Annotated in this window: 12 protein-coding genes and 1 rRNA gene; 1 reads left to right on the top strand and 12 read right to left on the bottom strand. The window is 72.5% G+C overall.

Translation table 11 applies throughout. The features are described from left to right. Position 1 precedes the first annotated feature (1 nt). From ACERUN_RS06865 to ACERUN_RS06820, 10 genes are all read right to left on the bottom strand, one after another. On the bottom strand, positions 2-946 hold the full coding sequence (locus ACERUN_RS06865) for a site-specific tyrosine recombinase XerD (RefSeq protein WP_370289098.1): 945 nt from the start codon (positions 944-946) through the stop codon (positions 2-4). A gap of 75 nt (positions 947-1,021) precedes the next feature. After that, the gene (ald, locus tag ACERUN_RS06860; protein ID WP_370289097.1) at positions 1,022-2,140 is read right to left on the bottom strand and encodes an alanine dehydrogenase; all 1,119 of its coding nucleotides are present in this window, start codon (positions 2,138-2,140) and stop codon (positions 1,022-1,024) included. A gap of 154 nt (positions 2,141-2,294) precedes the next feature. After that, positions 2,295-2,480 carry a DUF2256 domain-containing protein gene (locus ACERUN_RS06855; RefSeq protein WP_370289096.1) on the bottom strand — a complete coding sequence of 62 codons (186 nt, stop codon included), beginning with the start codon at positions 2,478-2,480 and terminating at the stop codon, positions 2,295-2,297. Between the two features lie 3 nt (positions 2,481-2,483). Beyond that, complete coding sequence (locus tag ACERUN_RS06850; protein ID WP_370289094.1) at positions 2,484-3,077, bottom strand: NUDIX domain-containing protein; 594 nt, start codon at positions 3,075-3,077, stop codon at positions 2,484-2,486. Positions 3,078-3,085: 8 nt separating this feature from the next. Then, positions 3,086-4,804, bottom strand: a complete 1,719-nt coding sequence (locus ACERUN_RS06845) for a CTP synthase (protein WP_370289117.1) — start codon at positions 4,802-4,804, stop codon at positions 3,086-3,088. 17 nt (positions 4,805-4,821) lie between these two features. Further along, positions 4,822-6,591, bottom strand: coding sequence for a DNA repair protein RecN (recN, locus tag ACERUN_RS06840; RefSeq protein ID WP_370289093.1), 1,770 nt, complete (start codon positions 6,589-6,591; stop codon positions 4,822-4,824). After that, complete coding sequence (locus ACERUN_RS06835; RefSeq protein ID WP_370289092.1) at positions 6,588-7,541, bottom strand: NAD kinase; 954 nt, start codon at positions 7,539-7,541, stop codon at positions 6,588-6,590. Before ACERUN_RS06835 ends, recN begins: the two co-directional genes overlap by 4 nt. Then, positions 7,538-8,410, bottom strand: coding sequence for a TlyA family RNA methyltransferase (locus ACERUN_RS06830; RefSeq protein WP_370289090.1), 873 nt, complete (start codon positions 8,408-8,410; stop codon positions 7,538-7,540). The genes ACERUN_RS06835 and ACERUN_RS06830 overlap by 4 nt, the downstream gene beginning before the upstream one ends. A 3-nt stretch (positions 8,411-8,413) precedes the next feature. Next, positions 8,414-8,590 carry a hypothetical protein gene (locus ACERUN_RS06825; RefSeq protein WP_370289089.1) on the bottom strand — a complete coding sequence of 59 codons (177 nt, stop codon included), beginning with the start codon at positions 8,588-8,590 and terminating at the stop codon, positions 8,414-8,416. Between the two features lie 9 nt (positions 8,591-8,599). Beyond that, positions 8,600-9,598, bottom strand: a complete 999-nt coding sequence (locus tag ACERUN_RS06820; RefSeq protein ID WP_370289088.1) for an HAD-IIA family hydrolase — start codon at positions 9,596-9,598, stop codon at positions 8,600-8,602. 51 nt (positions 9,599-9,649) lie between these two features. Between ACERUN_RS06820 and ACERUN_RS06815 the strand changes: the two genes are divergently transcribed. Next, positions 9,650-10,798 (top strand): DUF1015 family protein, encoded by a 1,149-nt coding sequence (locus tag ACERUN_RS06815; protein WP_370289087.1) that lies wholly within the window; start codon positions 9,650-9,652, stop codon positions 10,796-10,798. On the opposite strand, the gene ACERUN_RS06810 is transcribed toward ACERUN_RS06815, so the two are convergent. Next, the gene (locus ACERUN_RS06810; RefSeq protein WP_370289086.1) at positions 10,758-11,093 is read right to left on the bottom strand and encodes a single-stranded DNA-binding protein; all 336 of its coding nucleotides are present in this window, start codon (positions 11,091-11,093) and stop codon (positions 10,758-10,760) included. The two genes, ACERUN_RS06815 and ACERUN_RS06810, sit on opposite strands and share 41 nt — an antisense overlap. 240 nt (positions 11,094-11,333) lie before the next feature. Beyond that, positions 11,334-11,450 (bottom strand): 5S ribosomal RNA (rrf, locus tag ACERUN_RS06805). Between the last annotated feature and the right edge of the window lie 16 nt (positions 11,451-11,466).

Genomic DNA, 11,466 nt, shown 5'->3' with positions numbered 1-11,466 from the left:
CTCACTCATCACGGGCTCGGGGGTGGGCGGTGGCGAAGACCTCGCGCAGGTTGTCCACCGTCACCAGGGTGTACACCTGGGTCGTGGTCACCGAGGCGTGCCCCAGCAGCTCCTGGACGACGCGCACGTCGGCGCCGCCGTCGAGCAGGTGGGTCGCGAAGGAGTGCCGCAGCGTGTGCGGCGAGACCTCGCGGGTCACACCCGCCCGGTCCGCCGCCTTGGCGAGCACCGCCCACGCCGACTGCCGCGAGAGGCGCCCACCCCGCGCGTTGAGGAACAGCGCCGGCCCCGACGCTGCGACAAGCGCCGGCCGGCCGCGCACGAGGTAGGCGCCCACCGCCTCGCGCGCGAAGGTGCCCACCGGCACCAGGCGCTGCTTGCCGCCCTTGCCGTGGAGCAGCAGCGTGGCGTCGTCGTCGTCCTCGAGCAGCGTCGTGACGTCGTCCACGTCGAGGCCGACGACCTCCGAGATGCGCGCCCCCGTGCCGTAGAGGAGCTCGAGCAGCGCCCGGTCGCGCAGGGCGAGCGGGGTGTCCTCGGCGCCGGCGGCGTCGATGATGGCCTCCACGTCCGCGAGGGGAAGCGCCTTGGGCAGTCGCTTGGCGGGCGCCGGCGGACGCACCGCCGCGGCGGGGTCGGCCGCGGCAAGGCCGTCGGCCACCGCGAAGCGGTGGAGCCCGCGCACCGCCACGACCGCCCGCGCAGCCGACGACGCACCGAGCGGCGGGTGGTCGGCGTCGCCCTCGCGCAGGCGCACCAGGAACGCCGTGACGCTCGACTCGGCGACGTCACCGAGGTCGTCCACCCCCTGCTCGGCGAGGAAGGCGCGGTAGCGACGCAGGTCGCGGCGGTAGGAGCTCAACGTGTTGGCAGCCAGGCCCCGCTCGACCGCGAGGTGGTCGAGGTAGGCGCGGATCGCCTGCTCCACCCCGCCTGCGCCACTCACGTGGTCAGGCTAGCGTCCGCCGCCGGGGCGGACGCACCCGCACGCGGCGGAGCGCAGGCGCCCGCCTCAGCCGGCTCAGCCGGCCAGCACCTCGTGCGGCGTCACGGCGTCGATCCCGACGGCCTCGCCGACGGCGAGGTTGGTGAGCTGGCCGTCGTGGGTGTTGAGACCCGGCACCAGGCTGGCATCGGCCTCGAGGGCACCGCGCCAGCCACGGTCGGCGAGCGCGACCGCGTAGGGCAGCGTGGCGTTGGTGAGGGCGTAGGTCGAGGTGTTCGGCACCGCACCCGGCATGTTCGCCACGCAGTAGAAGGTCGATCCGTGCACCTGGTAGGTCGGATCGGCGTGGGTCGTGGGGCGGGTGTCCTCGAAGCAGCCGCCCTGGTCGACGGCGATGTCGACGAGCACCGAGCCCGGCTTCATCTGCGCCACGAGCTCGTTGCTCACCAGCTTCGGCGCCGCCGCACCCGGGATGAGGACCGCGCCGATCACGAGGTCGGCCTGCGTCACCTGCTGCTGGATCGCCAGGCGCGAGCTGGCCAGCCCGTGCACCCGGTTGTTGTAGCGCCAGAACGACATGCGCAGCTTGTCGAGATCGGTGTCGAGGAGCGTGACGTCGGCACCCATGCCGAGTGCGATGTTGGCGGCGTTCTGGCCGGCGACGCCGGCACCGATGACGACGACCTTGGCGTTGGCCACGCCACCCACGCCACCCATGAGGACGCCGCGCCCGCCCTGCGCCTTGAGCAGCGAGTGCGCGCCGACCTGCGGGGCCAGGCAGCCCGCGACCTCCGACATCGGGTAGAGCAGCGGGAGGCCGCCGGAGGGCAGCTGAACGGTCTCGTAGGCGATGGCGGTGACCTTGCGCGCCACCAGCTCCTGGGTCAGCGCCTTGTCGGCGGCCAGGTGCAGGTAGGTGAAGAGCAGCTGGCCCTCGCGCATGCGGTGGTACTCCTCGGCCACCGGCTCCTTGACCTTGAGGATCATCTCGGCCTGGGCCCAGACGGCATCGGCGTCGGGGAGCACCCGCGCTCCAGCGGCGGTGTACTCCTCGTCGGGGATGGAGGAGCCGACGCCCGCTCCGGCCTGGACGACCACCTCGTGGCCGCGGGTCACGAGCTCGTGCACGCCGACCGGGGTGATGGCGACGCGGTACTCGTGGTTCTTGACTTCCTTGGGAACGCCGATCTTCACGTTGCCCTCCTCATCGACTCGTGCTGCGAAGGCCCGGATCGCGGGCCGCACCAGAGTCTAGTGGCGTCGATGTGATCCAGACCTCATCCGGACGTCTCGTCCGCGGAGGTCCCACGGCCCTGGCCCGCACGTGCCGACGGCCACTCAACACCGCTCAGCGCGGTCGGAAGTCGGGGTTGCTGCGTCCCGCGCGGCAGGCCTGCGAGCAGTAGCGCACCTGGTCCCAGTCGCGCTCCCACTTCTTGCGCCAGGAGAACGGACGGCCGCAGGTCTCGCAGATCTTGTCGGGAGGCGTGCCGGGGCGCTTCGCGCCGTCACCTCGTCGTCCACCGCGAGCCATGGCTCAGCGACCGCGCCGGGCGAGCTCGGTGAGCACCGCAATCGCCAGCGGCCCGTCGGCCGTGCGGCCCTCGAGCACGATGTCGACCAGCTCGGTGAAGGGCACCCAGATCACCTCGAGGTCGGCCTCCTCGTGCTGCAGGGCGAAATCGCCGCGATCGGACGGGCTGAGGTCGCGGGCGCGGAAGTAGTGGATCATCTCCTGGCTGATGCCCGGGGTCGAGTGCATGGAGAGCAGGTGGGTCCACTCCCCCGCCGCCATGGCGGCCTCCTCGACCAGCTCGCGTCGGGCCACCTCGAGCGGCTCCTCGTCACCGGCGTCGAGCAGCCCGGCCGGCAGCTCGAGCAGCCGCGCCTGCACCGGGTGGCGGTACTGGCGCAGCACCAGCACCCGGTCCTCGTCGTCCAGCGCGAGGACGACGGCCGCCCCCGGGTGCTCCAGCACCAGACGCCGGAACGGCGGCTCGTGGGTGGCACCGGGACGCTGCACGCGGTCGGCGCGCAACGCCATCACCCAGTCGTCGCGGTGCAGGTCGACGCTGTCGACGACCCGCCAGGCGGCGGGCTCGTCGGCGAGCAGCGTGGGGTCCTGCGACACGAGCAGCCTCAGCCCTCGACCGGCTCGGGGTGCAGGCCGCTCTCGTCGATCTCCAGTCGCAGCTCGCGCTGGCGTTCCAGGGCAGCTCCGACGAGGCCGGCGAAGAGCGGGTGCGGCCGGGTGGGACGCGAGCGCAGCTCGGGGTGGGCCTGGGTGCCGATGTAGTAGGGGTGCACCTCGCTCGGCAGCTCGACGAACTCCACGAGGTCGAGGTCGGGGTTCAGGCCCGAGAACACCAGGCCGGCCTCGGCCAGCGCCGGACGGTAGGCGTTGTTGACCTCGTAGCGGTGGCGGTGACGTTCTTCGATCGACTCCGCGCCGTAGGTGTGCGCCGCGACCGAGCCGGGTGCGAGCTGGGCGGGGTAGAGGCCCAGGCGCATCGTGCCGCCGAGGTCGCCCGCACCGTCGACGATGGACTTCTGCTCCTCCATCGTCGCGATCACCGGCTCGGGGGTGTTCGGGTCGAACTCTGTGGAGCCCGCACGCGTCAGCCCGAGCTCGGTGCGCGCGTACTCGATCACCATGCACTGCAGGCCGAGGCACAGCCCGAGGGTCGGGATCTTGTGGGTGCGGGCGTAGGTGAGCGCACCCAGCTTGCCCTCGAGACCGCGGATGCCGAAGCCGCCCGGCACGCAGATGGCGTCGACGTCGGAGAGCTGGCGGGCCGCGCCGGCGGCGCTCTCGCACTCGTCGGAGACGACCCAGCGCAGGTTGACCTTGGTCTCGTGGGCGAAGCCCCCGGCGCGCAGCGCCTCGGCGACCGACAGGTAGGCGTCGTGCAGGTCGACGTACTTGCCGACCAGTGCGATCGTCACCTCCTCCTTCGGGTGGTGCACCCGGCGGAGCAGGTCGTCCCAGACCGTCCAGTCGACGTCGCGGAAGGGGAGGTTGAGGCGGCGCACCACGTAGGCGTCGAGGCCCTCGCGGTGCAGCACCTTCGGGATGTCGTAGATCGACGGCGCGTCGGCCGCCGTGACCACGGCGTCCTGGTCGACGTCGCACATCAGCGAGATCTTGCGCTTGATGCTCTCGGGCAGCTCGCGGTCCGCGCGGCACACGACCGCGTCGGGCTGGATGCCGACCTGGCGCAGGGCGGCGACCGAGTGCTGGGTGGGCTTGGTCTTGAGCTCGCCGGACGGCCCGATGAAGGGCACGAGCGAGACGTGGAGGAAGAAGCAGTTGTCGCGGCCGATGTCGTGGCGCACCTGGCGCGCGGCCTCGAGGAACGGCAGCGACTCGATGTCGCCGACGGTGCCGCCGATCTCGGTGATGACCACGTCGACGGGCCCCATGACGCCCGCGTTGTCGGGTCCGGTGCCGCGTCCCATCGCCAGGATGCGGTCCTTGATCTCGTTGGTGATGTGCGGGATCACCTGCACGGTGTCGCCGAGGTACTCGCCCTTGCGCTCCTTCGCGATGACCGAGGAGTAGACCTGCCCGGTCGTCACGTTCGCGATCTGGTCGAGGTTGGTGTCGAGGAAGCGCTCGTAGTGGCCGATGTCGAGATCGGTCTCGGCGCCGTCGTCGGTGACGAAGACCTCACCGTGCTGGAACGGGTTCATCGTCCCGGGGTCGACGTTGAGGTAGGGGTCGAGCTTCTGCATCGTGACCCGCAGGCCGCGCGAGCGCAGCAGCCGGCCCAGGCTCGAGGCGGTGAGCCCCTTGCCCAGCGAGGAGGCGACGCCCCCGGTGACGAAGAGGTGCTTGACCTGGCTACCGGGCGTCATGCTCACGGGATTCCATCCTAGGCCCTCGATCCCTGGGTCGCACGCTGGCGCGCCAGGTCGAGAAGTTCACGGGCGTGGGCGAGCGCGGTGTCGGACTCGGTGAGACCCGCGAGCATCCGCGACAGCTCCCGCTCGCGCCCGGCGTCGTCGAGGGCGACGAGGCCCGAGGTGGTCACCGTGCCGTCGCTGGCCTTCTCGACCAGCACGTGCCGGTCGGCGAACGCCGCGACCTGGGGCAGGTGAGTGACCACCAGCACCTGGGCATCCTCGGCCAGGCGAGCCAGGCGTCGTCCGATCTCGACCGCGGCGGCACCGCCGACGCCGGCGTCGACCTCGTCGAAGACGAAGGTCGGCACCGGGCTGGTGCCCGCCAGGCAGACCTCGACGGCGAGCATCACCCGGGAGAGCTCACCGCCCGAGGCTCCCTTGTGCAAGGGGCGGGCATCGGCTCCCTTGTTGGCGGCCAGTAGGAACTCCACCTCGTCAAGGCCGCTGCGGCTGAAGCGCACCCATGCGCCGTCGACCTCCAGCAGGTCGGCCGGCGGCGCGCCGTCGCGTCGATCGGCTGGCGGGTCGACCCGCCTCTGCTCCACGCGGACCGTGACCTGGGCGTGCGGCATCGCGAGCAGCGTGAGTTCCTCGCTCACCGCCGACCCGAGGCGCGCGGCAGCGGCGCCACGGGCGTCGCTGAGAGCCGTGCCGGCCTCGCCCAGACGCCGGCGCAGCTCGGCGGAACGGTCGGTGAGCTCGCGGATGCGCTCGTCGGTGCCGTCGAGCTCGAGCAGCCGGTGCGCGGACCTCTCGGCCCAGGCGAGCACGTCGGCCACCGTGTCGCCGTACTTGCGGGTGAGGGCGAGCAGGGCCGCGCGCCGCTCGGACACCGCCGCCAACCGGGTCGGGTCGGTGTCGATGCGCGAGGCGTAGGAGGCGACGTCGGCGGCGACGTCGTTGAGCAGGTAGCTCACCTCGGCCACGCGGTCGGCGAGCTGCCCGGCCTCGGCGTCGTGGTCGCGCACGCCCTCGAGGAGCCCTCGGGCGGCGGCGACCGCGCCCAGCGCGTCGGGGGAACCGTGCTCGCTGGACAGCGCCTCCCTCGCCTGCTCGGCCGCACCGCGCAAGGTGTCGGCATGTCCCAGTCGCTGCTCCTCGGCCGCGAGGTCGTCGTCCTCCCCCGGCTGCGGCGCCACCGCCGCCACCTCGTCGACCCCGAAGCGCAGGACGTCGGCCTCCCTGGCCCGTTCGCGGGCGGCAGCGACCGTGTCGGCGAGCTCGCGCTCGGTGGCGACCAGCTCGTCGTGGATGGCGGCGTACGCGGCCACCTGCTCCTCGAGCGCGCCGAAGCGGTCGAGGGCGTGGCGCTGGGTGCTCGGCTTGAGCAGGCGATGCTGGTCGGACTGGCCGTGCACCGCGACGAGTGGCTCCGCGACACCGGCGAGCGTCGCGATCGGCACTGCGGCGCCGCCCACGAACGCACGCGAGCGCCCCTCGGCGCTCACGTTGCGAGCCAGGACGACGCGATCGTCGTCCACCTCGCCGCCGGCGTCCTCGACGGCCGTCGTGAGGGCCGGCAGGTTCGAGCTCGCCACGAGCCCTTCGACTCTGGCCTGCTTGGCCCCGTTGCGAACAGCACCGCTGTCGGCGCGTCCGCCGAGGAGCAGGCCGAGCGCGGTGACCACCATCGTCTTGCCGGCTCCGGTCTCGCCGGTGATCACGGTGAGTCCCGGACCGAGCTCGAGCACCGAGGAGTCGATGACGCCCAGCGAGCTGATCCGAAGTTCCTCGATCACGGCGCCTCCTCCTGCGCTCGGGCCTGTCGTCGTTCCGCGGCGCCGCGCCATCCCTCGACGGGGAGACCGAATTTGGCCACCAGCCGGTCGGCGAACGGTTCGTGCTGCCAGCGCACGAGCCGCACCGGACGTTGGCCGCGCCGTACCTCGATGCGCGCACCGGGCGGCAGGTCAAGGCTGCGGCGGCCATCGCACCACAGCACACCGGAGCCCTGGTTGCCCTCGAGCACCTCGACCGCGATGAGGGCGTCCGGCGCCACCACCATGGGCCGCGCGAAGAGGGCGTGCGCGCTGAGCGGGACGACGCACAGCGCCTCCACCTGCGGCCAGACGACCGGACCCCCGGCGCTGAAGTTGTAGGCCGTCGAGCCGGTGGGGGTGGCGCACACGACGCCGTCGCACCCCCATCGTGAGAGCGGACGTCCGTCGATCTCGAGCACGACCTCGAGCATGCGCTCGCGGGCCGCCTTCTCCACGCTGGCCTCGTTGAGCGCGAAGGTCTCGTAGACCTGGCGCCCGCCCACGTAGGCGCGCACGTCCAGGGTCAGGCGATCCTCGGTGGTGTAGTCCTGGCGCACGATCGCGTCGATCGTCGCAGCCACGTCGTCCTGCTCGGCCTCGGCGAGGAACCCGACGTGACCGAGGTTGACGCCCAGGACGGGCGTCATGCTGGCGTGGGTGAGCTCGGCGGCGCGCAGGATGCTGCCATCGCCTCCGATGACGACGGTCAGCTCGCAGCCGCGGCTGGCGTCCGACTCGGAGTCGGTGACCTCGACGGCCGCATCCTCGACCACGCCGAGGGCCTCCGCCTCGGGACGCAGCAGTCGCACGACGATGCCGTGACCGCCGAGCTTGTCGACGAAGGCGCGCGCCACGTCGCGAGCCTCGTCGCGTCGGGTGTGGGCGAGCACGAGCACCCGCCGCTGGGTGGACGTCGCGGGCCCGGTCATGGCGTCAGCCTCTCATCCGCTCCCGACACCTCAGCGGCGGCGCCGTCCGCGGAGCCGAGATCGTCGGTGCCGCGCCGCACCACGGCCGCAACCTCCTCGGCGTCCATCCGGGCCGGCCCGCGGCGGAGCCAGACGAAGAACTCGACGTTGCCCGAGGGGCCCGGCAGCGGACTGACCGTGACCGAGCGGACGCCCCAGCCGCGCTCGGCCGCCGCCGCGACCACACCGTTCACAGCCTCGGCGCGCAGCTCGGGGTCGCGGACGACGCCGCCCTTCCCGACGCGCTCCTTGCCGACCTCGAACTGGGGCTTGACCATGAGCGCGAGGTCACCGTCGTCGCGGGTCGCGCCGAGGAGCGCGTCGAGGACGAGGGTCAAGGAGATGAACGACAGGTCGCCGACGACGAGGTCCACGGGTCCGCCGACAGCCTCGGGGGTCAGGGTGCGCACGTTCGTCCGGTCGTGCACGTGCACTCGGTCGTCCTGCTGCAGCGACCAGTGCAGCTGCCCGTAGCCGACGTCGACGGCCACGACCTCACCGGCACCGGCGCGCAGGAGGACGTCGGTGAACCCCCCGGTCGAGGCGCCGGCGTCCAGGCACCGCCGCCCTTCGACGCGCAGGCCGTCGCGGCCGAAGACCGCCAGGGCGCCCGCGAGCTTGTGGGCACCGCGCGAGACGTAGTCCGGGCCGTCCCCACCCTCCAGGACGACGATCGCCACGTCGGTGGTGACGCCGGTCGCGGGCTTGGTCGCCAGCACCCCCGCCACCTTCACCCGACGATCCGCGATGAGCTGGGCGGCTCGCTCCCGTGAGGGGGCGAGCCGACGACGCACGAGTTCGGCGTCCAGGCGCAGGCGGCGCGGTGGCACGGTTCAGGCGTCCGCTGCGGGCGGGGCGTCGAGGCTCGAGCGCAACGCGGCGTGAGCGGCCGCGAGCGTCTCCGCGTGGGCGTCCAGCGGCTGCTCGGCGATGCTGTCGATGAGCTCGACGGCGGCTTCGACGGCGTCGATGCCCGACGGATCCGGGCGCGGGACGGGAGCCTCGGTCATGGCCGCAGGCTATCGCGCGTCGGGCAGGCGGACGGGCACCCCGGTCGCGTCGAGGTGCTGCCAGGCGGCGGCGCAGCCGGCGCGGATGCGGTCGACCTCGGAGCCGGTCCCCCCGAAGCCCTCCGCCAGACGAAGGACGCCGTCGACGACCGATGCGGTCCATCGACCCGCCCGCCACCCGGCCTCGGTCGGCTCGACCTCGGGGTGCGGCTCGGTGAGGCCGGCCAGGTCGGCGGCGATGTAGGTCGGCCGCTCGCCCGGCCCGGCACCCACCAGGCCGGCGAGATCGGTGACGCCGGTCAGCACCAGCAGCGAGTCGATCTCGGCGCGGGCGGCTCCGGCGATGTCGGTATCGAGCCGATCACCCACCATCAGCGGACGCCGGGCACCGAGTCGACGGACCGTCTCGTCGAGGAGGGGCCGCTCAGGCTTCCCGGCCACGCGCGCCTCGACCGACGCGAAGGACTCGATCATCCTCACCAGCACTCCGTGGCCGGGAGCGGCTCCGAACGGCGTCGGGATCGTCAGGTCGGTGTTGCACGCCACCCAGACGAGCCCGTCGCGCACGCGCGTGGCCCCGCGCATGATGTCGCGCCAGGCGAGGTCGGGTCCGTAGCCGCTGACGAGCACCTCGGCGTCGTCGTCGACGCCCACGGGTACCGCGCCGGCGTCCTCGAGCGCCTCGCGCAGGCCGTCGGCTCCCAGACACACCGCGCGCACGCCCTCTCCCCACTGCTCGACGACCAGGCGGGCCGCCGCCTGCGCGCTCGTCACCACGTCGCCCGACTCCGCAGCCACGCCGAGATCCCTCAGGTGCGCGGCCACCGTGGACGACGACCGCGACGCGTTGTTGGTGATGAACCCGATCCGCATCCCGGCCGCGCGGGCGCGTTCGATCGCCGCCGCCGCACCGGGCACCGCGTCCGGTCCGACGTAGACAACCCCGTCGAGGTCGAGCATGGCGAGGTCGTAGGAGCCGACGAGCGGCTCGGCACTGGGGCGCAACACGCGCTCCACCTTGCCAGGCACCGGTGAGGCGGCCTTCCGTACGATGCCCAGATGGACTCCGCCGGGCTCGTCACGCCACCCCACGTGGCCGGCCCCCTGCGTCTCGAGCCGTTCCGGGCGCTCCGCTTCGCGCCGGCGCGGGTCGGCAACCCCACGACGGGACGCGCGTTCGCCCGCCCGTACCGGGAGGTGGGTGCGCGCCTGGACAGGTGGCGCGGACGCGGCCTGGTGACCCTTGACGACGAGCCCGCGCTCTACCTCCACGAGTACTCCACCGCCGGTATGACCGTCCGCGGCCTGGTCGGCCTGCTCGACGTGTCGCGACGAGCGCACCTCCTCGACGACCGGGCGGTGCTCCCCCACGAGGGCATCCACCCGCGCCAAGCCGACGAGCTCGCCGAGCGCATGGACCAGATGCGGCTCAATCCCGCACCGATCCTCCTGGTCCACCACGGGCCACCAGGGCTCCGCGCGGTCATCCGCGAACTCTCCGACCGCACCCCGGACATCGCCTACGACGACCGCAGTGGACAGCAGCATCGCCTCTGGGCCGTCCGCGACGAACCCACGCTGCGCAACATCCGCGAGCAGCTGTCGTCCACCCGGGCGCTCATCGCCGATGGCCACCACCGCTACGCCGCCTACCTGCGCCTGCAGCGACGCCACGCCGAAGCCGGGCACCGCACGCCCACCGACCACGGGTTGGCGATGCTGGTGGACCAGGACGACACTCCCCTGTTCCTCGGCGCCATCCACCGCACCCTGCTCGGCACCGAGTTCGACGACCTCCGCGACGCTGCCGAGGATCGCGGCTACGTGTTCACCGACTGCCCCCACCACGACGCCGTCCGCGCGCTCGGCGCGTCCTGCTTGGCCGTCACCGACGGTCAGCGCTGGGCGCGCCTCGATCTCGGCGCGAGCGTCGACGTGCCCGCGGTGGAGTTGCTCCACCGCCTGATCATCCCCAGCCTGCGGCACGGACCGAGCGGGATCAGCTATCACCACAGCGTCGAGGACGCCGTCGGCAGCGCCACGCGCGGAAGTACCGTCGTCCTCATGCCGGCGCCCACCGTGGACCTCGTGATGAAGGTGGCCGCGGCCGACCGGCTCCTGCCGGAGAAAGCGACCTCCTTCCAACCGAAGCCGAGCCTCGGCGTGCTCATCCGCTCGTGGCACGACGCACCAGACGACCCGACGTGACTTCTACGTCGATCCGCGACACGGGTGCACCTCCCGCGCGGTAGAAGCGCCGCCGCAACTCCCCCTCGACGTGGACGACGTCGCCCTCGCGCCACGACCCCATCGAGCGTCGAGCTCGCGCCGACCAGGCAGCCAGATCGAGGGTGTCCACCGAGGGAGCCCGTCGACCGGAGGGCATCACCCTGCTCTCCTCGCGGGACACGACCAACCGACAGGTCCACAGCCGGTCTCCACTCGGCAGCTCACGCTCCTCAGGAGCCGCAGCCACGCGGCCCTCCAACTCGACCCTGTTCATCGTCGATCCCCCTGCTCGGTAGTAGTGGAGCAGCAAGGCTGGACCAACCCACCGTCACCTCGGCGGCCCGACAGGCCCGCCTGTGGACGACGCCGCTCCTCCACAGACGGATCGGCACCTGCCTCGCTGCGATGGGACCCGACGGCCGCAATTCAACGCACGTACCCATTGAGAACACTGACGAGAACGCAAAAACACCGAAGGGCCAGCGCATCAGCGCTGGCCCTTCGGCGAATGTTTGTCCGGCGGCGTCCTACTCTCCCACAGCCTCTCGGTTGCAGTACCATCGGCGCTGGCAGGCTTAACTTCCGGGTTCGGGATGGGACCGGGTGTTTCCCTGCCGCTATGGCCGCCGTAACTCTAGACCCCGTAC

The organism is Nocardioides sp. (genome assembly GCF_964229035.1).
Classification (GTDB): Bacteria; Actinomycetota; Actinomycetes; order Propionibacteriales; family Nocardioidaceae; genus Nocardioides.
Note: the sequence above shows the minus strand (reverse complement) of the source record. Positions and strands in the feature narration are given on the sequence as shown.